The 23,071-nt window shown below is 65.6% G+C and carries 20 protein-coding genes and 1 tRNA gene; 12 read left to right on the forward strand and 9 right to left on the reverse strand.

Features of this window, described 5'->3' with window-relative positions; translation table 11 throughout:
- Nucleotides 1-330: 330 nt before the first annotated feature.
- Nucleotides 331-783 (reverse strand): DUF7975 family protein, encoded by a 453-nt coding sequence (locus tag BMY29_RS10330; protein ID WP_049989573.1) that lies wholly within the window; start codon nt 781-783, stop codon nt 331-333.
- A gap of 59 nt (nt 784-842) precedes the next feature.
- Here BMY29_RS10330 and BMY29_RS10335 point away from each other — a divergent pair, with 59 nt between their 5' ends.
- Entirely contained in the window at nt 843-1,478 is a 636-nt protein-coding gene (locus BMY29_RS10335; protein ID WP_049989572.1) for an adenylate kinase, read from the forward strand.
- A gap of 7 nt (nt 1,479-1,485) precedes the next feature.
- Here the strand turns inward: BMY29_RS10335 and BMY29_RS10340 are convergent, their stop codons facing one another.
- Nucleotides 1,486-3,018 carry a DUF7289 family protein gene (locus tag BMY29_RS10340; RefSeq protein ID WP_049989571.1) on the reverse strand — a complete coding sequence of 511 codons (1,533 nt, stop codon included), beginning with the start codon at nt 3,016-3,018 and terminating at the stop codon, nt 1,486-1,488.
- Between the two features lie 260 nt (nt 3,019-3,278).
- Between BMY29_RS10340 and BMY29_RS10345 the strand changes: the two genes are divergently transcribed.
- From BMY29_RS10345 to BMY29_RS10360, 4 genes are all read left to right on the forward strand, one after another.
- Nucleotides 3,279-4,232, forward strand: coding sequence for a DUF106 domain-containing protein (locus tag BMY29_RS10345; protein ID WP_049989570.1), 954 nt, complete (start codon nt 3,279-3,281; stop codon nt 4,230-4,232).
- 149 nt (nt 4,233-4,381) lie between these two features.
- A complete protein-coding gene (gene cmk / locus BMY29_RS10350; protein ID WP_049989569.1) occupies nt 4,382-4,957 on the forward strand; it encodes a (d)CMP kinase in 576 nt (191 codons plus the stop codon).
- Entirely contained in the window at nt 4,957-5,889 is a 933-nt protein-coding gene (locus BMY29_RS10355) for an RNA-guided pseudouridylation complex pseudouridine synthase subunit Cbf5 (RefSeq protein ID WP_049989568.1), read from the forward strand. Before cmk ends, BMY29_RS10355 begins: the two co-directional genes overlap by 1 nt.
- 110 nt (nt 5,890-5,999) lie before the next feature.
- Nucleotides 6,000-6,070 (forward strand) — tRNA-Pro (locus BMY29_RS10360).
- Between the two features lie 191 nt (nt 6,071-6,261).
- Here the strand turns inward: BMY29_RS10360 and BMY29_RS10365 are convergent.
- Nucleotides 6,262-7,548 carry a zinc metalloprotease gene (locus tag BMY29_RS10365; RefSeq protein ID WP_049989567.1) on the reverse strand — a complete coding sequence of 429 codons (1,287 nt, stop codon included), beginning with the start codon at nt 7,546-7,548 and terminating at the stop codon, nt 6,262-6,264.
- A 186-nt stretch (nt 7,549-7,734) separates the two neighbouring features.
- Between BMY29_RS10365 and BMY29_RS10370 the strand changes: the two genes are divergently transcribed.
- The 3 genes from BMY29_RS10370 to BMY29_RS10380 all read left to right on the forward strand — a co-directional run bounded on the left by BMY29_RS10370 (nt 7,735) and on the right by BMY29_RS10380 (nt 12,199).
- Nucleotides 7,735-10,515 carry an ATP-dependent helicase gene (locus BMY29_RS10370; protein WP_049989566.1) on the forward strand — a complete coding sequence of 927 codons (2,781 nt, stop codon included), beginning with the start codon at nt 7,735-7,737 and terminating at the stop codon, nt 10,513-10,515.
- A 222-nt stretch (nt 10,516-10,737) separates the two neighbouring features.
- Nucleotides 10,738-11,640 (forward strand): alpha/beta fold hydrolase, encoded by a 903-nt coding sequence (locus tag BMY29_RS10375; RefSeq protein WP_049989565.1) that lies wholly within the window; start codon nt 10,738-10,740, stop codon nt 11,638-11,640.
- A 34-nt stretch (nt 11,641-11,674) separates the two neighbouring features.
- Nucleotides 11,675-12,199 (forward strand): Lrp/AsnC family transcriptional regulator, encoded by a 525-nt coding sequence (locus BMY29_RS10380; protein WP_049989637.1) that lies wholly within the window; start codon nt 11,675-11,677, stop codon nt 12,197-12,199.
- Nucleotides 12,200-12,265: 66 nt separating this feature from the next.
- Here the strand turns inward: BMY29_RS10380 and BMY29_RS10385 are convergent, their stop codons facing one another.
- The 5 genes from BMY29_RS10385 to BMY29_RS10405 all read right to left on the reverse strand — a co-directional run bounded on the left by BMY29_RS10385 (nt 12,266) and on the right by BMY29_RS10405 (nt 18,327).
- Nucleotides 12,266-12,763, reverse strand: coding sequence for a PaaI family thioesterase (locus BMY29_RS10385; protein ID WP_049989636.1), 498 nt, complete (start codon nt 12,761-12,763; stop codon nt 12,266-12,268).
- A 43-nt stretch (nt 12,764-12,806) separates the two neighbouring features.
- Nucleotides 12,807-14,762, reverse strand: a complete 1,956-nt coding sequence (locus tag BMY29_RS10390) for a 3-hydroxyacyl-CoA dehydrogenase/enoyl-CoA hydratase family protein (RefSeq protein ID WP_049989564.1) — start codon at nt 14,760-14,762, stop codon at nt 12,807-12,809.
- Between the two features lie 255 nt (nt 14,763-15,017).
- Entirely contained in the window at nt 15,018-16,127 is a 1,110-nt protein-coding gene (locus BMY29_RS10395; protein ID WP_049989563.1) for a phosphotransferase family protein, read from the reverse strand.
- Between the two features lie 224 nt (nt 16,128-16,351).
- Nucleotides 16,352-17,125: an HAD family hydrolase gene (locus tag BMY29_RS10400; RefSeq protein WP_049989562.1), complete on the reverse strand. Its 774-nt coding sequence runs from the start codon at nt 17,123-17,125 to the stop codon at nt 16,352-16,354.
- Nucleotides 17,122-18,327, reverse strand: coding sequence for a lactate 2-monooxygenase (locus tag BMY29_RS10405; RefSeq protein ID WP_049989561.1), 1,206 nt, complete (start codon nt 18,325-18,327; stop codon nt 17,122-17,124). Before BMY29_RS10405 ends, BMY29_RS10400 begins: the two co-directional genes overlap by 4 nt.
- 181 nt (nt 18,328-18,508) lie before the next feature.
- On the opposite strand from BMY29_RS10405, the gene BMY29_RS10410 reads away from it, so the two are divergent.
- The 3 genes from BMY29_RS10410 (at nt 18,509) to BMY29_RS10420 (ending at nt 21,488) form a co-directional block, all read left to right on the forward strand.
- Complete coding sequence (locus BMY29_RS10410) at nt 18,509-19,285, forward strand: SDR family NAD(P)-dependent oxidoreductase (protein WP_049989560.1); 777 nt, start codon at nt 18,509-18,511, stop codon at nt 19,283-19,285.
- 103 nt (nt 19,286-19,388) lie between these two features.
- Nucleotides 19,389-20,390, forward strand: a complete 1,002-nt coding sequence (locus BMY29_RS10415; RefSeq protein ID WP_049989635.1) for a TIGR04024 family LLM class F420-dependent oxidoreductase — start codon at nt 19,389-19,391, stop codon at nt 20,388-20,390.
- Between the two features lie 90 nt (nt 20,391-20,480).
- Nucleotides 20,481-21,488 (forward strand): AIR synthase family protein, encoded by a 1,008-nt coding sequence (locus BMY29_RS10420; protein ID WP_049989559.1) that lies wholly within the window; start codon nt 20,481-20,483, stop codon nt 21,486-21,488.
- On the opposite strand, the gene BMY29_RS10425 is transcribed toward BMY29_RS10420, so the two are convergent.
- Nucleotides 21,452-22,657 carry an ion channel gene (locus tag BMY29_RS10425; RefSeq protein ID WP_049989558.1) on the reverse strand — a complete coding sequence of 402 codons (1,206 nt, stop codon included), beginning with the start codon at nt 22,655-22,657 and terminating at the stop codon, nt 21,452-21,454. The two genes, BMY29_RS10420 and BMY29_RS10425, sit on opposite strands and share 37 nt — an antisense overlap.
- 134 nt (nt 22,658-22,791) lie before the next feature.
- Here BMY29_RS10425 and BMY29_RS10430 point away from each other — a divergent pair, with 134 nt between their 5' ends.
- Entirely contained in the window at nt 22,792-22,989 is a 198-nt protein-coding gene (locus BMY29_RS10430; RefSeq protein ID WP_049989557.1) for a hypothetical protein, read from the forward strand.
- The last annotated feature ends 82 nt before the right edge of the window (nt 22,990-23,071 follow it).

Consider the following 23,071-nt stretch of genomic DNA (forward strand, 5'->3'; position numbering starts at 1 on the left):
TGTCGGACGATGGTTGCTGGGTGCACTTATCTATTTGGAAACCGCCCGGACGAGGCCGTACGTCGTCTGCTAGGGCGCGAATCGCGCTGACTCCCTCGTCGTCGGTCTCCGTCGATGCTACTCCATCACCGTGTCGTTAGCGTGGACGACCTTTTCTTTATCGTTGTGCCGCTCAAACCGGTCCCCTCGACGGACGATCCGCTCGATATTGCGGCGAACGTGTTCGTCTGGACGGTCGGATGGCGGCCGAAAGCGCGCGGACTTCACGCGGATGCGGCGGGTGTTTCGGACGATCCATCGGCGCCCGACACCTCGCGCGCACAGCACGTGTTAGAGTTCGACGATCCAGACGCGCACCGTCGACGGAAGGTCGTACACGTCGAGAAAGACCGCGTCGATGAACTGGGCGATCCGGTTCGGATCCGCTTTTGCGCTGATCCGGACGTTGACTCCGTCGGCCTCCTCGGGACGAGTCAGGTCGTCGATCTTGAAGGCGGGGAACTCTCCTAAGGCGTCCTTTAGCGCGTCGAGTTCGTCGTCCGTACAGTCGAGGTTGATCGTTCCGTCGGCGAACTGGATCCAGGGGATTCCCACCTCGGCTGCCGAATCCGATTCGTCGTCGGATTCGAGGGTCGCGCCCTCGTCGTCCGCATCTCCGTCGCCGAGTACATCGGCGTCGACCTCGAGCGTCAGGAATCCGCTGCCGCGCTTTCGGTGAGCGGTGATAGCGTCGACGTACAGTTTCCGTCGTTCGGCGGGGTCGGCCGCGTCGAAGCGAGTCATACTCGGACGGATGTGCCCGATTCTTTAAGCCTTTATGTGCCGCCCATGAACGCCTCCGTATGGCACAGCCACGAATCCTGATCCTGGGTGCGCCCGGCGCAGGAAAGGGGACCCAGAGCGCAAAGATCATCGAGGAGTTCGACGTCGACCACATCACCACCGGCGACGCCTTGCGGTCGAACAAGGAGATGGACATCTCCGACATGGACACCGAGTACGACACGCCAGGCGAGTACATGGACCGCGGCGAACTCGTCCCCGACGACGTCGTCAACGCCATCGTCGACGAGGCGCTCAGCCAGGCCGACGGCTTCGTCCTCGACGGCTACCCGCGCAACTTAGACCAGGCCGAAGAGCTCGAGGACATGACCGACCTCAACATCGTGCTCTACCTCGACGTCACCGAGGAGGAACTCGTCCACCGACTGACGGGCCGCCGACTCGACCCCGAAACGGGCGATATCTACCACGTCGAGTACAATCCGCCGGAGGACCCTGAGGTCGAGGAACGACTCGTCCAGCGCGACGACGACACCGAAGAGACGGTCAAAGAACGCCTGTCGGTCTTCCGCGAGAACACCGAACCGGTCATCGAGTACTACGAGGACCAGGGCGACCTCGAGCGAGTCGACGGCGACCAGGCGCCCAACGAGGTCTGGGAGGACGTGAAGGCGACGATCGAAGACGCCGCGTAATCTGCTGTTAATTGTTTTTGACGTCGACTTTGTGTTCGGCGATATTGAGGTACGTGAGCTGCGGTGGGAGGCTGCTTGGGTCGGGATACACATCTATGTCGGCGTCTTGAAGGTCTTCATCGTATTCGAAGTCGATACTGCCGCCGCCTCCCTGGAGGTCCACAGAAGACGCGACTAACGAACCGTAGAAACTGGGGTTCGAATGGAAGCACACTTGGTCCTTACAGCTGCTACGTTTCGACCAATTTTCGTCGGTTCCTCCTGCGTAGAGCACGCCTTCGAATCTCGCCTTTCCGCCGGATCCGAAGTCGATTTCCGAATTTGAAGAGACGGTCATCTGTATTACGGTTGCATCTTCGTTCACTTCACATCCCTCTACCGTCACACAGGTTTTCCCACCGTTCCGAGCATTGTAATCGCCTTTCACATAAACCCGTAAACTGTTCCCGTCCTCGTAATCACTTACGGTTATCATTTTCTCCTTATCGTCCGAGGAGATACTTCCGTTAACAACGAGCGTCGCGTTCCCCTCAGAAAGAGAGAAATCGAGATGGCCGTTTTCCTTTATCTCTTCGGCAAAGTAAACCCCGTCACTGACGCTATCGTTTCGCTCAGTTACTTCACCGAGATATGTGACCTTCTCCCCGTCCAATTCGCCGTCCGGCGGCGCCGTTTCATTTATCAATCGATCTATCTCTTCAGATAGTGGCGGGAAAGCCGCCTGTTCGGTCATGTTCTCGTCGATATCGACACCGTTTGACGCGTTGAAATCGTTAGCGTAGATAGCACCCGTTCTAAATGCGTCCGAAATATCTCGGTATCCAAATTCGGCTCTTACAACACCAGTGTCGTTATTTGGGTACGTTTTGACGTCTCGAACCGCCGTCGGACCACCCTGTTGCTCGAAGTATTCCTCCCACCCCCGATAGTATTGGCTCGTAACTGTGATCGTCACCGAGTCATTTTCGACGAGCGTAGCGTCGTGGAGCGGATCCGTTTTATTGTGATTGATATAGACATCGCCGGAATGGAGATCCTCTTCGTCACCGATGTTAACTACCGGTAGCGTTAGCGTTTCCGTCTCAGCGCTGTAGGTGATCGGCGGTGCGGAGACGACTCGCGTTTCTTCACCCGTTTCGCTGAAGACACCGCCCGCCTGATAAGCAATTCTGCTTCCGTCGTTTCCTTCGTATTCGATCGCACCAATAGATATGTTTTCGCTTACATTACCGCCTTCAATCTGGAGCTTTCCTGTATCGGTCATCACGACTGCTCCGTTTTGACCGACTGCGAGATCCATCGCCTGAGGAACGTCGTCGTTTGTCGAGGTTGTCGACATTTTCTGGCTCAACTCGACGAACGATTGCTCAACCTGTTCTCGTTCGGATTGTTGTTCTGCAGCAGACATGGCGTCCCCAGCGAAAAGAAGAACGCCAACGCTGATGGTTGCAACCATTCCAATTAACAACACGACGCCGATCAGCGTCGACTGGCCCCGTGCCGACAATAGAGATGATGTGTCATCCTGGCGAAAACCCATGTTCTCGCTATTGAAATAATTCCCTATAAATTGTTCGGCTGATTCAACACTTCAAGATCGTTCGTTTCAAATGGTCAAGAGGATGGGCTGAAACAGTGGACCAACATCATATTCGATGAAATAGAGAACAGCAAAGAGTCTCGGTCGAAATACCAATAAATTATCAATTCCTATTACTACCGTGACTTAGCTCGATCGGACGCGTGCTCGTTTCCATCGAAGAAAACACTTGTATACCGGACGCCGCCTAGCACAAGCAGATGACGCGTACAGCCGAGAAGATCGACGCCCTGGTCCGCGAGGATTCCTCGATGGCGGATGCGCTCGAGTCCATCCGCGAGGAAGCCGACAGGAACGGCGGTGAGGTCCAGTGGGCCGACGTCAGCGACGAGTTAACCAGCGGACAGTGGGGGCGGCTGATCGAGAAGGGTGTGTTAGTCGACGGCGACGAGGGATTCGAGATCGCCGATCGCGAGGCCTACGACCAGGCCTTGGACGGCGACGGGAGCGGAACGAGTGCCGCCACCGACATCGACATCGACGAAGATGAATCGAGTTGGTCCCAGTGGGACAAGATCGCCGGCGTCGCCGCGCTGTTGTTGATGCCCGGCTACTGGTTCGACTCGGTCCAGAACGTCGTCGGCAGCACGGTCAACACCGTCCTCGGTCCGCTCGACGCGGCGCTCCCGTTCTACGCCGTGATCCTTTCGGTCGCGCTGATCACCGGTCTCTACTCGTCGCTGCTCCAGGCGAATCTGATGGACGCCGATCGGATGGCCAAGTACCAAGAGCGGATGAAGGCCGTCCAGGAGGAGCAACAGGAGATCCGCGAACGAAAGAAGGAAGCCGAGGAGCGCGGCGCGAGCGACGCCGAAATCGAGCGCATCGAGAACGAACTCGAACGCGCCCGCGAGGAACAGATGGAGGCCATGGCGGACAACCTCGGGATGTTCAAAGAGCAGTTCCGTCCGATGGTCTGGATCATGCTCCTGACGATCCCGCTGTTCCTCTGGATGTACTGGAAGATCCGGACGGGCGGGATCGGCGGCGCCGAACAGATCGTCGTGATGCCCCTCGTCGGCGAGATCCAGTGGCAGGAAGGGGTGCTCGGTCCGATGCAGGCGTGGATCGTTTGGTACTTCCTGTGCTCGATGGGCTTCTCCCAGCTGCTGCGTAAATCGCTGAACATCGACATGTCGCCGTCGACCGCCTGATCAGGCAGTTGGGATCGACCCGCCGATCGGCGACGTGCCGATCGCCGTCCGACTTTCCTCGCTCACGTCGACTTCGTCGCCGCGGCCGCGGTCAGCGTCCGCGCTCACGGATTCAAAACCCATTTTACCCGCCCGGTCGCAGAGCGAGTATGTTACTCACCGTCTCCGGCCCGCCGGGAAGCGGGAAGAGCACGACCGCGGAGTTGCTCGCCGACGCCTTCGATCTCGACCACGTCAGCGGCGGTGACATCTTCCGCGAGCTAGCCGACGAGCGCGGCTACACGCCGCTGGAGTTCAACAAGCTCGCCGAGGAAAACGACCAGATCGATCGCGATCTCGATCGGCGGCTTCGCGAAATCGCCGTCGAGGAGGACGACTTGGTCCTCGAATCGCGACTCGCCGGCTGGCTCGCGGGCGACCAGGCGGACTTTCGCTTCTGGCTGGACGCGCCGGCACGGGTCCGCGGCGAGCGGATCGCCGAGCGCGAGGACAAGGACCCCGAGCGGGCGACCGAGGAGACCAAAGCCCGCGAGGCCAGCGAAGCCCAGCGCTACGAGGAGTACTACGGGATCGATATTCGCGATCTGACGATCTACGACCTGTCGGTGAACACGGCCCGCTGGGAGCCCGCCGCCGTCCTCGACATGCTCGTCACCGCCGTCGAGCGCTACGAGGCCGACGGCGACGAAGGGCAGGCCCTCGTCAACACCGACTACGAGTTCTAATGTCCCGGTCCCCGTCCCCGTCGCCGACCCTGCGCGGTCCACCGGCGGAGCGCTCGCCCGCGGAACTACTCACCTTCGGGGTCGTCAACCTCGACAAGCCGCCCGGCCCTTCCTCGCATCAGGTCAGCGGCTGGCTGCGCGACATCGTCGCCGAGACGCTGGCCGACGCCGGCGCCGACGCGACGATCGACCGCGCCGCCCACGCGGGCACGCTCGACCCGAAGGTGACCGGCTGTCTCCCGGTCATGCTGGGCGACGCGACCAGGCTCGCGCAGGTCTTCCTCGAGGGCGGGAAGGAGTACGTCGCCGTCCTCGAATGTCACGCGCCGGTGCCCGCCGACGCCGAGTCGGTCGTCGCCGAGTTCGAGGGGCCGATCTACCAGAAGCCGCCGCGCAAGAGCGCGGTGTCCCGTCGCCTGCGCGTGCGCGAGATTTACGATTTGGAAGTGCTCGAAGCCGAGGAGCGACGGCTCCTCCTGCGGATCCGCTGCGAGAGCGGCACCTACGTCCGGAAGCTCTGTCACGACCTGGGCCTGGCGCTTGGCACCGGCGCCCATATGGGCCACCTGCGCCGGACGGCGACGGATCCCTTCGACGACCGAACGCTCCACAGCGCCCACGAGTTTGTCGACGCCCTGGAATTCTGGCTCGAGGACGACGATCCTGAGCCGCTGTACGACGTCGTCGATCCCGCCGAGCGGATTCTCGAGGGCATCCCGAGCGTCGTGATCGCCGAGAGCGCGGCCCGCCAGGTGGCCGAAGGCGCGCCGGTCTACGCGCCAGGCGTGCTCGAAGTCGACGACGCAATCGACCGGGGATCGCTGGTGGCCTGCTACACGCCGAACGGCGCAGCGATCTGCCTCGGCGAGGTGGTCGGATCGCCGGACGCCGACAGCGGCGTCGTGGTCGATCTGGAGCGCGTGTTGGTCTGAGCCATCAGGCGTTCGAAGGATGGAGAACGATCGAGTGCGGTTCGGAACCTGATGCCACACCGCTATCGAAACGACACCCTTAAACGGAAGACGGGCATTGATCAACGTACGGGACCGTGGGGTAGTGGTATCCTCTGCGGATGGGGTCCGTAGGACCCGAGTTCAATTCTCGGCGGTCCCACTCCAAATTCTCTAAGCATTCAACTCTTAGCCGCTCAGCCATCTGAAACACCCGTAGATCTGATTCTCGAGTTTGGGTCGACCTGAATAGCCGACCGGCTACCGTGGGAGAGACGGCGTCGCGCCTACTTCAGACCGATACTCGACCGTTCTCCGCTTTCCTAAGGCACAACCGCAGAAAGACGCTTCCGGTCACCCGTCGACGGTGACCTGCGACGTCGACGGGGTGAACAGGTGCTCGTCGAGATAGGCCCAGTCGTCGAAGTCCGCCGAGCGGGTGCCTGACGAGTACCCGTAGTAGTCCGCCGGCGCGTTGTAGTTCATGACGCTCGGATACTGCCAGAAGCGGTACTCGCGGGAGTCGACGCCCTCGAAATCGGTATTCGACAGGCCGAGCGAGTGCCCCAGTTCGTGCATCACGGTTGTCCCCGTCGCGTCGGGACGGGCCTGATCCTCGACCATCATCGTCCCGAGTCCGGCCTTACCGATGACGTTCGTCGTCCCCGAGTCGCCGGCGACGTCCTCGACGATGACCAGGTAGTGATAGCCTTGGCCGGCGCGATCGAAGTACTGCGATCGGTAGCGGGCCAGTTCGCCGGCGTCGGTCGAGGAGTCCCACGGAATCGACTCATCGAATTCGAAGTGAAGGGCCGCGCCGGTCGAACCGTCCGGGTTTTCGAGGGGCGCGTCTGCGAACGCCGAGACGATTTCGTCGACCTCGTCGCGGTCGAAGTCGGTCCGTTCCATGGTGTCGACTTCGACGTAGATGTTCGTCCTGAGCGGATCGGCGTCGGGAAAGAGGTTTCGTCGGTGGACCTCCGTCCCGTCCGAGAGGCCGTCGCCGTCGGTGTCCGCGACCGCCGGATCGGTGCCGTGCTCGTGGACCTCCGCGCCGTCCGCCAGGCCGTCGTCGTCCGTATCCGAGTCGGTCGGATCGGTCTCGTGCTCGCGGAGTTCGACCCCGTCGTCAAGCCCGTCCTCGTCGGTATCCGCGATCGCGGGATCGGTGCCGTACTCGTCGAGTTCGTTGCCGTCTGCGAGCCCGTCGCGGTCGGAATCGGCCGCGGTCGGGTCGGTGTCGTGCCTGCGGACTTCAGCGCGATCGGAGAGCCCATCGCCGTCCGTATCGGAGTCGGTCGGATCGGTCCCGTACTCGTCGACCTCGACCCCGTCCGCTACGCCGTCCCCGTCCGTATCAGAGTCGAGCGGGTCCGTCCCGAGATCGAGCACTTCCCGGCCGTCCGCCAGGCCGTCGCCGTCGCTGTCGGCCGCGGTCGGATCGGTTCCGAACCGAGCTTCGTTGCCGTCGTCGAGCCCGTCGCCGTCGGTGTCGGCGTCGAAAACGGCAGTTCCGTCGCGCACTTCGGTCACTGTCGCCACCCCGTCGCCGTCCGGATCGGCGATCGGTTCCACACCGACGATGCCCGCCGCGAGGAGGCCGACGACGAGCACGATCGCGACGAGGGAAATGGATCGCATTTCCCGAACGTCGCGAACGCAGGGATAACTACGTTGTGGCTCTCGTGACTGTTCCCCGATGTGGTAGTTCCGGTACTGCGAGGGTATCGAATCGCGCTCCGTTAGGCCGCGGCCCGCTCGAGGGGGGCGTTCACTTTCACCCCGCTGTCCAAACCCTCTTACACGCCGGTCCCCCAGCCAACGATAATGGACGGGAACGAGTCCCTCGAGTTGCCGATCGCGGACGGGTCCCTGCCGTTCGATCCGACCGCCGCGACGATCGAGGACGGCGACGCGTTCGAACTCCTCGAGCCCGCGGTTCAGGAGTGGTGGCTCGAGGAGTTCGGCGAGTTCGTTCCCGAGAACGGCGGCTTCTTTACGCCGCCGCAACGAGGCGCGATTCCGAAGATCCACGAGGGGACGAACACGCTGATCTGCGCCCCGACGGGGTCGGGAAAGACGCTCGCGAGCTTCACGTCGATCATCGACGAACTCTACAAGCGCGACCGCGAGTCCGAAGACGGGCTCGAGAACTCCGTCTACTGCCTCTACGTCTCGCCGCTCAAATCCCTCGCCAACGACATCCACCGCAACCTCGAGGTTCCTCTCGACGGCATCGAAGAGATCGTCGGCCGGCGCGACGGCGACGAGACGATGGGCGAGATCCGCCACGCCATCCGCCACGGCGACACCGCCTCCAGCGAGCGCCAGGCGATGCTCGAGGAGACGCCTCACATCCTCAATACGACCCCCGAGACGCTCGCGATTCTGTTGAATTCGCCGAAGTTCCGCGAGAAGCTCCGGACCGTCGAGTACGTCATCGTCGACGAGATTCACTCGCTGGCGGCGGGCAAGCGCGGAACCCACCTCTCGGTCAGCCTCGAGCGGCTCGAGGCGATGGCCGACGGCGAACTCACGAGAATCGGCTGCTCGGCGACGATCGATCCGTTGTCCCGCGTCGCGGAGTTTCTCGTCGGGTGCGAGGTGCCTGGCGGTTCGCCTCGAGAGTACGAGATCGTCGATGCCCGCTTCGCCCGGGAGTTCGATCTCGAACTCGAATGTCCCACCGACGACCTGATCAACACGTCCCGCGACGTCGTTCAGGACCGGTTCTACCGGATGCTTCACGAGCACATCCAGGAGCACACGAACACGCTGGTCTTTACCAACACGCGGTCGGGCGCCGAGCGGGTCCTCCACAACCTCCGGGAACGCTTCGACGCCTACGACGAGGCCAACTCGGGCTGTCATCACGGGAGCCTCTCGAAGGACGTCCGTCAGGACATCGAGGGCCGACTGAAGGACGGCGACCTCGACGTCGTCACCTCCTCGACGAGCCTCGAACTCGGGATCGACATGCCCCACGTCGACCTGGTCGTTCAGGTCGGCTCGCCGAAGTCCGTCGCGGCCCTGCTCCAGCGGGTCGGGCGGGCGGGCCACCGCGTCGGCCAGACCGTCACGGGCCGAGTGATCGCGCTCGACCGCGACGAACTGATCGAGTGCGCCGTGATGCTCAAGACCGCCGCGGAGGGGTTCGTCGACTCGGTGTCGATCCCCGAGAACGCCCAGGACGTCGCCGCCCAGCACGTCTACGGGATGGCGATCGCCGAGATCAGACCCGAGTCCGAAGTGAAAGCGATCCTCCGGCGGGCCTATCCCTACCGCGACTACTCCGAAGCGGAGTACGAGTCGCTCATGCGGTATCTCACCGCCGAGTACGCCGGCCTCGAGGATAAGAACGTCTACGCGAAGGTCTGGTGCGACGAGAACGATCCGCCCAGCGGCCAGCACCACCACGAGGAGTATCCGGTTGGTAAGCCGTTGGTCGGCAAGCGCGGCCGGCTCGCGCGGGTCATCTACATGACCAACATCGGGACGATCCCCGATTCGTTCACCTGTGACGTTTCCACGCGCGCGAGCGACGAGTGGGTCGGCCAATTGGACGAGTCGTACCTCGATACCTTAGAGAAGGGTGACGTCTTCGTCCTCGGCGGCGACCGCTTCGAGTACCGCTACCGGCGCGGCTCGAAGGTCTACGTCGACCGCACGAGCGCCAGGCCGACCGTCCCCTCGTGGTACTCCGAGCGGCTCCCGCTGTCGTACGATCTGGGACGGGAGATCCTCGACTTTCAGGGCGAACTCGTCGAGCGCTACGAGGACGGCGGCCCGCCGCGGGTCCGCGCCTGGCTGCGGCAGTTCCCGCTGGACGACGACAGCGTCCGCGCCATCGCCCGGCTGTTCGATCACCAGTGTCGCTACGCCGGGACGGAGAGCGTGAGCGCGCCCGATCGCCTGGCGATCGAGGTCGTCCGGGACCGCGAGGAGTACGAGCGCCACTACTACGTTCACTCGAACTACGGCCGGAAGTTCAACGACGGGCTCTCCCGGCTGCTCGCCTATCGCTGCGCGCAAGCGGCAACGGCGAACGTCCGGATCGCGGTCGCTGACAACGGCTTCGTCCTCTCGATGCCCCTGAACCGGAAGGTCGACATCGAGGGGATCGTCGACGACCTCGAGCCGGACCAGGTCCGCGCGGACCTCCGGGCGGCCCTCTCGGGGACCGACCTGCTCCAGCGGTACTTCCGGATCAACGCGACCAGGTCGCTGATGATCCTCAAGCGCTACAAGGGCTACGAGAAGTCCGCCAGCGAGCAGCAGGTCTCCAGCGAGATGTTGCTCGGCTTCGCCGAGGACCTAGAAGAGTTCGCGGTGATCGAGGAGACCTACCGCGAGATCTTAGAGGACAAGCTGAACGTCGACGAGATCGAGGACGTCGTCGGCGCGATCGAATCGGGCGACGTGGAAGTCTCCCGACAGCTTCTCGATTCGCCGACGCCGCGGGCGTTCGGCCTGGCGACCCTGTCGGCCAGCGACGTGGTGTTGGCCGAAGACGAGAGCGCTGCACTCCAGTCGTTCCACGAGCACGTTTTAGAAGAGATCGGCGACGAGTCGTTGGCGGGCCTTGCAGCAGGGTCAGACGACGAATAGCGACCGGACGCCGACGCGATCTCTCCCGATCCGTCGGAACCGATGGTTAACATCGGTAGCGTTCTCCCAAACTGACTTTGTGTTGGAAACTGAACGGACGGTATGTTACCGATGCGAGTGCGCTACTTCAGTTCGCAAGAGTACGACGACCGACCAGGCGAAGCCGCGCGCCGGCGACCGGCTGGCGTCGGCGCGGTTCCGACTTCGGCGGAGGGGATCTAGATGGTCGATCACGAGACCTGGAGCGACCGGCAGTCGACGACGACGGTCACGGTCGACGGGCACGACCTCGCGGTCGCCTACCGCGAGGCCGGTCCCGACGAGCGTGACGGGGTCGACGAGAGCGATGGGGGCGACGAGTCGGACGACCCGCCGGTCGTCTTCCTCCACGGTATCCCGACCTGGTCGTTCCTCTGGCGAGACATCGTCCCGACAGTCGCCGAGGATCGACGGACGATCGCACCGGACCTGGTCGGCTACGGTAACTCGGCGATGCGCGACGGCTTCGACCGGTCGATCCGCGCCCAGGAGATCGTGCTCGAGGAGCTACTCGACGAGCTCGGGATCGATCGGGTCGCGCTCGTCGCCCATGACATCGGCGGCGGCGTTGCCCTGCGCTTTGCGGCGCACAACCCCGACGTCGTCGACCAGTTGGTGCTGTCGAACGCGATCTGTTACGACTCCTGGCCCGTCGAGTTCGTCTCGGATCTGGGGTTGCCCTCGACCGCCGACCTCGATCGCGACGACCTCGAAGACCGACTTGAAGCGGCGTTCGTCAAGGGGGCCTACGGCGAGGCCGACCCCGAGTTCGTCGCGGGGATGAAAGCCCCGTGGCTGAGCGACGAGGGACAACTCTCGCTGGTCCGTGACGCCGTCGCCACGAACACGAACCACACGACCGAGATCGACTACGGCTCGATCAGCGCCGAAACGCTGCTCCTCTGGGGGACGGACGACGTCATGCAGCCGTACGAGTACGCCGAACGCCTGGCTGACGATATCCCCGCGGCCGAACTCGCGCCGCTTTCGGACGCCTACCACTGGGTGCCCGAGGACCGGTCGGACGCCTACGCGAAGCGGCTTCGCGAGTTTTTAGCCGGGGCGGACGTAGACGATAATCAATGAGTGCTAGAGGGACGACGGTATGAGCGACGACGATATGAACGACGAACCACCGAACTGGGACTTCAAGGACCGCGACATCGCCATCCTCAGCGAACTCGCGAACGACCCGCAGCTGTCCTCGCGAGAGCTGACGCAGGTGTTAGCGGAGGAGTACGGGATCGACGTCTCCCACGTCACCGTCAGCGAGTCGATCCGGCGGATGCGCGACGAGGGGGTCTTCCGCGAGGCGATCATCCCCAACGAGGAGTACTACATCTTCGCGCTGTTCGAGTTCAAGTTCAACCCCGAACACTTCGCCGATAACTGGCGCGACGCGATGGAGTACATCAGAGACGACAAGCACACCCTGTTTTACTTCCTCTCCGACGGGGAGTACCAGTGGAAGACCGTGATGATGTTCCGCGACCGGCAGGAGGTCTCCCGCTGGATCCACGACTGTTACTCCGAACACGGCGACGTCATCGCGAACATCCGCAACTCGGCGGTCCACAACGTCCTCAAATTCCGGACCGATCCGCGGATTTACGAGGACCTCGGGACGGAACGAAACGATCGGTAACGCGCCGATCGGCCACTGCGAGCCCGCGCGCTACCGTTCTATTCGACGAGTACGACGAGCGACGGGTTACGACTTCCCGTCTCCGCCGTCGGTTTCGCTTTCGTCTCCAGTTCCGTCTCGGAACAGCCGATACGTTGTCCGACCGACCGCGGCCTCGCCGTCGGCGCCCTCGACGGTGACGTCGGTGACGCCGGTCGAACCGCCGGCCCGAAGGACCTCCGCTTCGGCCCGCAGATCGCCCGTCGCCGGCCGCAGGTACGAGACGTTGAGGTCGGTCGTCGTCAGGAACGCCTGGCCGGGGTTCTGGAACGTCGTCCGGAGCGCGAACGCGCTCGCGGTATCGATCAGCGACGCCACGATGCCGCCGTGGACCGGATTATACCCGTCGTTGCCGATCGGATTCTCGAACGCCTCGTCGCGCTCGATCGCGAGGACCGCCCGACCGTCGCCGAGGAATTCGACCTCGAGGTCGAGCCACGAGAGGTAGCCGTGGCGCTCGACGAACGACTCCCACTCGGGCCAGGCGGAGGCCGAGGCCGCGCTCGCGCTCGCGTCCGCGTTCATGTTCGCGGCCGACAGGTCGGGGTCGTCCGGTCCGCCGGTCATCTCACTTCCCCTCGAACTCGGGCTCGCGATCCTCGGCGAAGGCAGCGGTGCCCTCCAGTACGTCGTCGGTGCTGATCAGGAGGCCAAAGCCCTGGCTCTCCATGGCGAGGGCGGCGTCGAGGCTGGCGTCTTGCCCCTCGTTCATGACCTTCTTGGCGACCTCGAGGCCGATCGGCGGCCCGTTGCGCAGGTCGTCGACGAACTCGTCGACGGTCTCGTCGAACTCGTCGCGGTCGACGGCGCGGTTGATCAGCCCCCAGTCTGCGGCGCGCTCGGCGTCGATGTGGTTGCCCCGGAAGACCAGTTCCTTCGCGCGGGTCTCGCCGAGGATGCGCATGAGCCGCTGGGTGCCGCCGCCGCCGGGGATCAAGCCGAGGCCGATCTCGGGCGCGCCGAAGGAGGAGCGCTCGGTTGCGATCCGCAGGTCGCAGGCTAAGGCGAGTTCGAGGCCGCCGCCGAGGCAGTAGCCGTCGATCTCGGCGACGACGGGCCGCGGGAAGTCGTTGACCGTCTCGAAGGCGGGGGTGACGTCCATCATGTCGGCCGGGTCCGTGTCGCCGAAGCCGGAAATGTCCGCGCCGGCGCTGAACGCACGGTCGCCGGCTCCCTCGATGGTCGCGCATCGGACCTCGTCGGTATCGACGGACGAAAACAGGTCGTCGATCTCGGCCAGCAGGTCCTCCGAGAGGGCGTTCATCCGGGACGGGCGATCGAGTTCGACCTGCAGGACGCCGTCCTCGAGCTCGACGTTGATGTTATGGTAGGTTCCTAGCCCGCCGTCGCCGTCGTACTCGTAGAAGCCCTCGCCGGCGTCCTCGCCGGTCTTCCCCTCTGCGACGAGTTCTTCGAGGTACGGGTGGGGTTCGAACCGGTCGGCGCCGGTCTCCTCGGAGAGGGCTTCGAGCTTCTCGAGGACGGTGTCGAGACCGATCTTGTCGCCGCGACGGCAGATGCCCTCGGGGAAGCCCAGGCCCAACTGGACGCCGGTGTCGACCGCGTCGGGGGTGGCGACGTCCTCGCCGACGAGGTACGCCGCGCGGTTGACCATCCGGGCCTCGACGCGGAGCGTGTCGAACCCTTCGCCGTCGCCGGGCTCGTAGTCGGCGCCGTCGCCGTTTTCGTAGTCGTAGTATCCCTTCCCAGTCTTCTGGCCGAGGTCCTCGTTCTCGACCTTCTCTTCCATAATCGGCGGAATCTCGTCGCCGGCCTCCTTACGGACGTGATAGCCGACGTCGATCCCGGTGAGATCGCCGAGTTCGAACGGTCCCATCGGGTACCCCCGCTGGTGGGCCATCGCCGCGTCCGCCTGGCGGATCGTCGCCTCGCCCTCGGAAATCATCCAGGCGGGTTCGCCGATGAACGGGCCGACGATGGTGTTGACGACGAAGCCGCGGACGTCCTTGCGGACGTAGATCGGCGTCTTGCCGATCGACTCGACCCACTCGTAGCCGGCCTCGGCGGCCTCGTCGCCCGTCTCCGCGCCGTAGATGACCTCGACGAGGTCCATCTTCACCGGCGGGTTGAAGAAGTGCAGGCCGAGCACGCGCTCGGGCGTGTCAACGACCTCCGCGATGTCCGTAATCGGCAGACTCGAGGTGTTGGTCGCCAGCAGCGTGTCCTCGCTCGTGTACTCCTCGAGGTCCGAGAAGATGTCGTGTTTGAGCTCCAACTCCTCGGGCGCGGCCTCGATCACCAGGTCGGCGTCGGCGACGGCCGCTTCGAGGTCGGTCGTGGTCTCGATCCGCGAAAGAATCTCGTCGGCAGGCTCGTCGAGTAGCTCCTTCTCCTCGAGCTTCTCGAGGCTCCACTCGATCGACTCGTAGCCGTCCTCGACGAACTCCGTTTTGATGTCCCGCATCGTGACGTCGTAGCCGGCCATGGCGGTGACCTCGGTGATCCCGTGGCCCATGTTCCCCGCACCGAGAACAGCGACACGGTCAATGCTTTCGAGTGACATGGTGATGTCGTCGACCGGGAGTCTCTTAATTCCACCGACACCGGCTTACCATTGTTAAGGGTTGGATCGTCGACCCGACAAACCGTACGCTGAAAGGCGTTCTGCGGAACTGCTGTAATGGTCCCGACCGTTTGCCAGCCGGTCGGTATCGGCCCGTCACGCCTCGCTCTACCTGGTACCGGAGATGACCGCACTCGAACTCGGTTGGGGATCGAGGCCGAGAGCGGATCCGCCCTCGAGCGCGCAGTTACAGGGTTACAGGGGCTCGTCGCCCTCGATGATCCGCTTCGCTCGCGCGGCCAGGGCCGGCACGCGGTCTTCCATCTTCGGGTACATCGGATCGTCGCTGTTGCCCTCGAGGTAGCGCCGGAAGAACATCTCGCCGAGGGCCGCCAGCTTGTAGACCGCCAGCGCCCGGTAGAACCGCTCGTGCTCGAACGCGTAGCCGGTTCGCTCCTCCCAGCGGTCGACCAGATCGCGCCGGGAGGGATACCCCCCGCGTTCCATGAACCGGGTCGTCAGTTCCGGAATCGACGGCTCGGGATCTTTCGGATCGCGCCAGTACGACAGCATCCAGCCCAGATCGGCGCGCGGATCGCCGAGCGTGGACATCTCCCAGTCGAAGACGCCGACCAGCTCCGGCGGCTGCCCGCGGGCGTCACCCGCTTGCTTGTCCGGAGACGCGTCGCGTCCCCCTGCCGGCCCGTACATGACGTTATCGAGCTTGTAGTCGCCGTGGACGAGCGTGTGCGGGTGCGCCTCGGGGACGTTGTCCCGGAGCCAGTCGCCGACCGCGTGAAGGTCCGGCACCGCGCGTTCGTCTTCGGTGACCTCGAACGCCCACGAGAGCTGTTTCCCCCAGCGGTCGACCTGGCGCTGGGTGTACCCGTCGGGCCGGCCGAACTCGCCGAGTCCGATCGCCTCGTAGTCGAGATCGTGGATCTTCGCGAGCGTGTCGACGAGTTCCTCGCCGATCCGTCGTCGGTGTTCGGGCTCGGCGAACCGGTCGGGTTCCTCGTCGCGCAGGACGTCGCCCGCGAGGCGTTCCATCACGTAGAAGTCGCTTCCGATGACGTCGTGGTCCTCGCAGGCGAGCAGCGGCTCCGGCACGGGGACGCCGGTGTCGGCCACCGCGTTCGTCACCCGGTACTCGCGGATGACGTCGTGGGCCGTGTCGGCGGTCTCGCCCGGCGGCGGCCGCCGGACGACCAGCTCCCGATCGCCCCAGGTGACGAACAGGGTCTCGTTCGAGTGGCCCGCCTGGTGGCGCTCGATCTCGTACTCGTCGACCGTGCCGAGATTGTCTGCAAGGTACGCCGCCAGCGCGTCCTCGTCGACGAGGCGCTCGTAGTAGTCCTCGCTCATGGGACGCGAGACGTGGTATCGTCCGTTCGGACGAGCAGTGCGGTCGTCGCCGTCGGATCGTGGTTCGCGCTCGACATGGTATACGGTACCATAACCATGCTGCCTAACGAAAATAGTTACGCTGTCTTTCTTATCTTACAATGTTTGTGAGTGTTGGCGCAGATCGCACCGTCCCTATCGCGATCCGAGCCACAGCCGGGACGAATCGACGGCATCGTCGAGCGTTACCCGCGAGACCGATTCGGAGCGCCGCGCGCTCCGTCGACGATATCGAGCACCTCCTCGGGCGACTCGATTCGATAGGAGACGGCCGGGCCGTCGTCGGCTCCGAACGCGACGCCGTGCATTCCGACCTCGGCGGCGCCGTTTACGTCGTGGTCGTACCGATCGCCGATCATCAGCGCCCGCTCGGGGGCGACGCCGGCTTTCTCGAGGGCCGTCTCGAACATCGCCGGATCGGGCTTGGTGCGGCCGACCGCCTCGGAGGTCGTGATCGAATCGAACCGCTCGCGGACGCCGAACCGCTCGAGCATCCGCTTTCCCTCCGCGTCGTCGACGTCGCTGACGACGCCGACGTGGACGTCCTGGTCGGCCAGGCGCTCGATCGTCTCGACGGCGCCGGGCACCGGTTCGATCGAATCGCGGACGATCGCCTCGAACCGCGGTTCCCACTCCTCGCGCGGGACTTCCTCGCCCACGATTGCCGCGACGCCGCGGTGGTAGCCCTCGCGCGCGGACCGGAATTCGGTGTCCTCGCGCTCGCGGAAGTAGTCCCCGACGGTCGTCCGCCACGTGTCGATCCCCTCCTCGAGGTCCGTTTCGACGCCGCGGCGCTCGAGCAGGCCCGCGACGAACTCCGCGTGAGCAGCCTGCACGGAGTCGAGCGCGAGGATAACGCCGCCGATGTCCCAGAAGACGGCCTTCCATTCGGGGGCGGTGGGATCGTCCGCGTCGTCGGTCGCCGTCCCGCCGCCGTCTCCCGTCCCCGCTCCGTTCACCGGTCAGCCCTCCGAACCGCCGACCGGTCGATCTCGTCGACGCTCGCACACCCCGACAGTCCGACCGTCAGATCCAGATCGGCCAGCAGGTTCTCGAGGACGGCCCGCACGCCGTCCTCGCCGCCGATGCCGAGCCCGTAGGCGTACGGCCGACCCAACAGGACCGCGTCGGCGCCGAGCGCGAGCGCCCGGACGACGTCGCTCCCGCGCCGAATCCCACTGTCGAAGAGGACGGGCACGTCCCGATCGCCGTCCGTCGTGTCCGCGACCGCGTCGACCACGTCCGGTAGCGCGTCCAGCGCCGGGATCGCGCCGTCGACCTGCCGGCCGCCGTGGTTCGAGACGACCAGGCCGTCGACGCCGCGGGCGACCGCTTCGCGGGCGTCGTCGGGGTGGAGCACGCCCTTGACGACGATCGGCAGGTCGGTCTGGGCCTCGAGCCACTCGAGGTCGTCCCACGTCAGCGAGGCGTCGCCGAAGCAGGCCTGCCAGGAGGCGATCGCCGCCTCCGGATCGTCCCGCGGGTCGTCGACGTCGAGCCGATCGCGAAACGCCGGGTCCTCGAAGTAGTTCGCCAGGCCGTCGCCCTCGAGGAAGGGGAGGTAGCCGAGTTCGATGTCGCGCTCGCGCCACCCCATCTTGGGGGTGTCGAGCGTGACGACGACGGCCTCGTAGCCCGCCGCTTCGGCGCGCTCGAGGAAGCTGGCCGCGACGTCGCGGTCGGAACTCCAGTAGAGCTGGAACCAGCCCGGACGGTCGCCGAGTTCGTCGGCGACGTCCTCGAGGGTGTACGAGGAGACGGAGCTACAGATCATCGGCACGCCGAGGTCCCCGGCCGCGCGGGCGACGGCCAGTTCGGCCTCCTCGTGGAGGATCGACTGGACGCCGACGGGCGCGAGCAGGACGGGTGCCGGGTATTCCCGGCCGAAGAGTTCGACCGACAGATCGCGCTCCGAGACGTCCCGCATGATGCGCGGAATGATCTGCCACGTCTCGAACGCGCGGTCGTTCGCGTCGACCGTCGTCTCCGCGCCCGCGCCGCCCGCGACGTAGGCGAACGCCTCCTCGCTGAGCTCCTCGCGGCCGCGTTCTTCGAGGTCCTCGTAGGACACCGGGAACTCGGGGGGTTCGTCCTCGAGCATCCCGCTGAGATAGACCTCGGTCTGGCGATCCGGTCCGTAGTCGGGCGTGTCTGCTGTCATGGGTATCCCTGCGGCGACTGCGCTGTCGCCATCGCGTGATATCTGTGTTACCAATTGCCACTAACTTAACGGTGTGGTATCTATGCCCACCTTTATTAACAATTGCTACGAATGACCGAATGGATCTAACAATGGTAATGAAACAACTCCGGATCGGAGTCGCAGTCACGGGTGATCGCGCGTGAATACCGAGCAGTTCAGCGTCGACGGCGACGTCGCCATCGTGACGGGCTCGTCGAGCGGGATCGGGAAATCGATCGCCGAGCGGTTCGCCGCGGACGGCGTCGACGTCGTCGTTTGCTCGCGCGAGCAGGGGAACGTCGATCCGGTCGCCGAGGGTATCAACGAGAGCGAGCGGCCCGGTCGGGCGCTCGCGGTCGAGTGCGACGTCACCGACCGGGACGCCGTCGAGGCGCTCGTCGAGGCCACCGTCGAGGAGTTCGGCGGGATCGACGTGCTGGTCAACAACGCCGGGGCCTCCTTCATGGCCGACTTCGACGACGTCTCGCCGAACGGCTGGACGACGATCATGGACATCAACGTCAACGGCACCTACCACTGCACCCACGCCGCCGCGGCGCACTTGAAGGACGGCGGGGGGGCGGTGATCAACCTGGCCAGCGTCGCCGGCCAGCGCGGCTCGCCGCTGATGAGCCCCTACGGCGCGGCCAAGGCCGCCGTCATCAACTTCACGACGACGCTCTCCTACGAGTGGGCCGACGACGGCGTCCGCGTCAACTGCATCGCCCCCGGCTTCGTCGCGACGCCAGGCGTCGAGAGCCAGATGGGCGTTTCCGCGGACACAATCGACCGCGAGGAGGTCGCCCGCCGGATCGGCACCGTCGAGGAAATCGCGGACGTGACGCAGTTCCTCGCCAGCCCCGCCTCCTCGTACGTGGTCGGCGAGACGATCACGGTCCAGGGCGTCCCGCAGATCAGCGAAGAGCGCGACGTGTGAGCGGTCGGCCGTCGCGAACGCCGACGACGGTCGAAAACAACGCCTGGTCCGTCGCCGCCGGTTCCCATACACCCAAAAGGACGCCCGCCAACTATGAGTGATGATGACTGACAGAGATGTCCACCTCCCGGTAGCCGCTCAGCCGACCGTCGACTCGATCGTCGACTACACGCGGCGGGCGGAGGCCGGCGGCTACGACTGCGCCTGGCTCCCCGAGACGTGGGGTCGGGACGCCGTCACCGTGCTGACGGCGATGGCCGAGCGCACCGACTCGATCGATATCGGGTCGAGCATCCTCAACGCCTACTCGCGGTCGCCGGCGCTGCTGGGCCAGACGGCGGCAACGCTCCAGGAGGTCTCCGAAGGCCGGTTCCGGCTCGGACTCGGCCCGAGCGGTCCCGTCGTGATCGAGAACTGGCACGGGATGGAGTACGGCAACCCGCTCAAGCGGACCCGCGAGACCGTCGAGATCGTCCGGCGGGTGCTCGCGGGTGAGCCCGTCGAGTACGACGGCGACTACTTCGATCTCTCGGGCTTTCGCCTGCGCTGCGAGCCGCCCGAGTCGACCCCGCCGATCGAGGTCACGGGCATGGGGCCCAAAGCGGTCGAACTCGCGGGCCGGTTCGCCGACGGCTGGCACGGCATCATGCTCACCCCCGAGGGGATGGAAGACCGCATCGCAGACATCGAACGCGGCGCCGAGTTGGGCGACCGCGACCCCGACGATGTGCAGGTCACCGCCGGCGTCACCTGCTGTGCCTTGGACGACCGCGAGCGGGCCCGCGAACTCGCCCGCCAGCACGTCGCCTTCTACGTCGGCGGGATGGGCACCTTCTACCGCGACGCCTTGGTCCGCCAGGGCTACGACGAGGCCGCCGAGATCCACGACGCCTGGCAAGCGGGCGACCGCGAGCGCGCCCTCGAGTTGCTGGACGACGACATCCTCGACGACCTCTGTGCTGCGGGCGACCCCGAAACCGCCCGCGAGCGCGTCGAGCGCTACGAGGCGGTCGACGGGATCGACGCCGTCGCGGTGAGCTTCCCGCGGGGCGCCGACGAGGACGAGATCCGGGCGACGATGGACGCGGTGGCGCCCGACGCCTGACCGCGACCGGATCCGGAAATCGGGGCCGTTTCCGAACCGAGTTCGCGGGCCTTCGATAGCTACAAGCGTCGCATCGTCCCAGTTCGGGGTATGCCCGGCAAGGTGAGTCCGGACGATCTGCTCGCGCACGTGTTCGATCGGACGGGGGCCGCCGCGAACGACGAGACGGTGCTCCAGGGACCCGCGGACGGCGAGGACGCCGCCGCGATCGCCTGGCCCGACGGCGAGGGGACGCTCGTCGTCAGCTCCGATCCGATCTCGCTGGCCGCCTCGCGGGTCGGGACCCTCGGCGTGGCCGTCGCCTGCAACGACGTCGCCGTCTCCGGGGCCGACCCGCGCTGGCTGACGGCCGTCGTCTTGCTTCCGAGCGGGAGCGACGAGGGGATCCTCGATCAGATCTCGACGGATCTGGATGCGGCCGCCCGCGAGGTCGACGCGTCGATCGTCGGCGGCCACTCGGAGTACGTCGACCAACTCGAGCGGCCGCTGGTCTCCCTGACCGCGATGGGCGCGACCGAGCGGTTCGTCCCGACCGGCGGCGCGGAACCAGGCGACCGAGTCCTGCTCACCAAGGCCGCGGGCGTCGAGGGGACGGCCATCCTGGCGGCCGACTTCGGCGACGACCTCGACGTCGACGCCGAGATCCGTGAGCGCGCCGAGGGATTTCTCGACGAGATCAGCGTGGTGCCGGACGCCCGCGCAGCCCGCGAGTACGCGACCGCGATGCACGATCCCACGGAGGGCGGCGTCGCGGCCGGACTCCTCGAAATCGCCCGCGCCTCGGACGTCCGAGTGGAGGTCGGCCGCGACGCCGTGCCGATCCGCGAGGAAACCGCGGCGCTGTGCGAGGCGGCCGACGTCGATCCGCTCCGGATCTTCGGCTCGGGTGGGCTGCTCGCGACGGTCCCTGAAGACGCAGCGGACGACTGCCTCGCGGCGCTCGAGGACGCGAACATCGAGGCCGCCGAAATCGGCACCGTTCAGTCCCTCGACGGGGACGGGGACGAACCCGAACTCGTCCTCGGCGGGGAGTCGATCACCGAACCGATCGAGGACGACCTCTATCCGCTGTGGGAAGCGGCCGACGCGGACGACTGATTCGCGGGGTCGCGGTCACCCACCAGCGCGCCGACCGTCGCGTCGACCAAGACGGCCTCCGGATCGACGACGACGACGTCCGCCCCCTCTTGCTCGAGCGATTCGTCGGATTCGGACTCTGACCCACCGCCGGCGACCGTCGAGTCGCTCCCCGCGACGGTGACGATTCGGGCGTCGGTGAGCGACCGCGCCGCGGTGATCGCTGCGGCGGCGTCGAATCCCTCGGTTCCGACGAGAACCGCGTCGCAGGTCTCGATGCCGGCCCGCTCGAGGGTTTGTTCGGCGGTGGGCTCGCCGACGACGGCGGTGACGCCGTCGGGGAGTCGCACGGGATCGTCCTCGCCCATCACGACGACGACGACCGACGCCCGCTTCGAGAGCGCCGCGACGACGTGAGCAATCGTCTCGTCGAAACCGAGCGCGACGATCCGAATCCCGCGTTCGAATTCCGACTCGACCGCCTCGGCGTCGCGTCCCAGATGCGCGGTCGTCCGTTCCCCGGTCCGTTCGAGGTGCGTCTCGAGCGCGGGGCCGACCAGGCTGCCGAGGGTCGCGGCGATGGTTGCCGGACCGAGGACGACCAGCGAGACGGCGAACAGTCGCGCCGTCTCGGTGGTCGCGTGGACGTCGCCGTAGCCGACCGTGCTCGCGGTCACGACGGTGAAGTAGACCGCGTCGACGACGGACTCGACGCCGTCGAAGCCGCTCCTGAGCGCGTAGGCCCCCGCCGTCCCGTAGCAGAACACGCCGACGATAGCCAGGAGCGCGCCGATCTGGGTCGCGTCGAGAGAACTCGACCGAGTGAACCGCTCGCTCGTGGCCACGAGAACGAGGAGGCCGCCGAGCGAGAGGACGACGAGCGGAACCGACAGCGTCCGGAACTGAACGATGCCGTGGGCCGCGGCGAGGGTGACCAGGCCCACGGCGGTGACGTAAGCCAGGCGGTAGCCTCGGCGCATTCCCCACGCGGTGACGAGCAGGGCGAAGCCGACGACCGTCCCGCTGAACTCCGCCGCCGCCTGGAGGTCCCCGAGCAGGCCACCGGGGTCGAGGACCGGCTGCGTGAGGATGGCACCGACGCCGGTTGCGATCGACGCGAGCGCAATCGCGGCGACGATCCAGACCGCGACCCGACCGCCCGGTCGACGCGGGTGAAGCGAGTCGAGCATACCGGCCCCTCACCGCCGTCGTCGGTAAATCCCCACCCTCACGCCGGAACTCTCGGCTCCCGCAGACGGACCCCAGAGGGGCTGCGCGAATTCGCTTGCCCGGGGCTTATTGACGCCGCATGCGTCGTGGACACATGGCGAAAATCGCGTACGAGGCGCCCGACGGAGTCGCCGAGGAAGCGGTCGACGCCGACAATATCACGGATTCGGGTAAGGTTCAGGGCCTCCGGATCAAGCTCGAGGACGAGAGTTACATTCACCTTCCCTACACCCGGGTGTACTGGGTCCGAATGAGCAAAGACGAGGGGAAGGTGAGCTACTCGTCGGTATAGGAGCCGCGTCGGCCCCGACTCGAGACGAGCCGACGATGCCGTCGGTGTCGGACTCACGACGGGAGCGGAATAGTGTGAGAAT

The sequence above is a fragment of the Natrinema salifodinae genome, assembly GCF_900110455.1.
GTDB classification, from domain to species: domain Archaea; phylum Halobacteriota; class Halobacteria; order Halobacteriales; family Natrialbaceae; genus Natrinema; species Natrinema salifodinae.

What these genes read in the sequence shown, in the direction of transcription:
- BMY29_RS10330 (WP_049989573.1), bottom strand. Translation starts at nt 783, where the DNA reads ATGACTCGCTTCGACGCGGCCGACCCCGCCGAACGACGGAAACTGTAC.
- BMY29_RS10335 (WP_049989572.1), top strand. Translation starts at nt 843, where the DNA reads ATGGCACAGCCACGAATCCTGATCCTGGGTGCGCCCGGCGCAGGAAAG.
- BMY29_RS10340 (WP_049989571.1), bottom strand. Translation starts at nt 3,018, where the DNA reads ATGGGTTTTCGCCAGGATGACACATCATCTCTATTGTCGGCACGGGGC.
- BMY29_RS10345 (WP_049989570.1), top strand. Translation starts at nt 3,279, where the DNA reads ATGACGCGTACAGCCGAGAAGATCGACGCCCTGGTCCGCGAGGATTCC.
- cmk (WP_049989569.1), top strand. Translation starts at nt 4,382, where the DNA reads ATGTTACTCACCGTCTCCGGCCCGCCGGGAAGCGGGAAGAGCACGACC.
- BMY29_RS10355 (WP_049989568.1), top strand. Translation starts at nt 4,957, where the DNA reads ATGTCCCGGTCCCCGTCCCCGTCGCCGACCCTGCGCGGTCCACCGGCG.
- BMY29_RS10365 (WP_049989567.1), bottom strand. Translation starts at nt 7,548, where the DNA reads ATGCGATCCATTTCCCTCGTCGCGATCGTGCTCGTCGTCGGCCTCCTC.
- BMY29_RS10370 (WP_049989566.1), top strand. Translation starts at nt 7,735, where the DNA reads ATGGACGGGAACGAGTCCCTCGAGTTGCCGATCGCGGACGGGTCCCTG.
- BMY29_RS10375 (WP_049989565.1), top strand. Translation starts at nt 10,738, where the DNA reads ATGGTCGATCACGAGACCTGGAGCGACCGGCAGTCGACGACGACGGTC.
- BMY29_RS10380 (WP_049989637.1), top strand. Translation starts at nt 11,675, where the DNA reads ATGAACGACGAACCACCGAACTGGGACTTCAAGGACCGCGACATCGCC.
- BMY29_RS10385 (WP_049989636.1), bottom strand. Translation starts at nt 12,763, where the DNA reads ATGAACGCGGACGCGAGCGCGAGCGCGGCCTCGGCCTCCGCCTGGCCC.
- BMY29_RS10390 (WP_049989564.1), bottom strand. Translation starts at nt 14,762, where the DNA reads ATGTCACTCGAAAGCATTGACCGTGTCGCTGTTCTCGGTGCGGGGAAC.
- BMY29_RS10395 (WP_049989563.1), bottom strand. Translation starts at nt 16,127, where the DNA reads ATGAGCGAGGACTACTACGAGCGCCTCGTCGACGAGGACGCGCTGGCG.
- BMY29_RS10405 (WP_049989561.1), bottom strand. Translation starts at nt 18,327, where the DNA reads ATGACAGCAGACACGCCCGACTACGGACCGGATCGCCAGACCGAGGTC.
- BMY29_RS10415 (WP_049989635.1), top strand. Translation starts at nt 19,389, where the DNA reads ATGACTGACAGAGATGTCCACCTCCCGGTAGCCGCTCAGCCGACCGTC.
- BMY29_RS10420 (WP_049989559.1), top strand. Translation starts at nt 20,481, where the DNA reads ATGCCCGGCAAGGTGAGTCCGGACGATCTGCTCGCGCACGTGTTCGAT.
- BMY29_RS10425 (WP_049989558.1), bottom strand. Translation starts at nt 22,657, where the DNA reads ATGCTCGACTCGCTTCACCCGCGTCGACCGGGCGGTCGGGTCGCGGTC.
- BMY29_RS10430 (WP_049989557.1), top strand. Translation starts at nt 22,792, where the DNA reads ATGGCGAAAATCGCGTACGAGGCGCCCGACGGAGTCGCCGAGGAAGCG.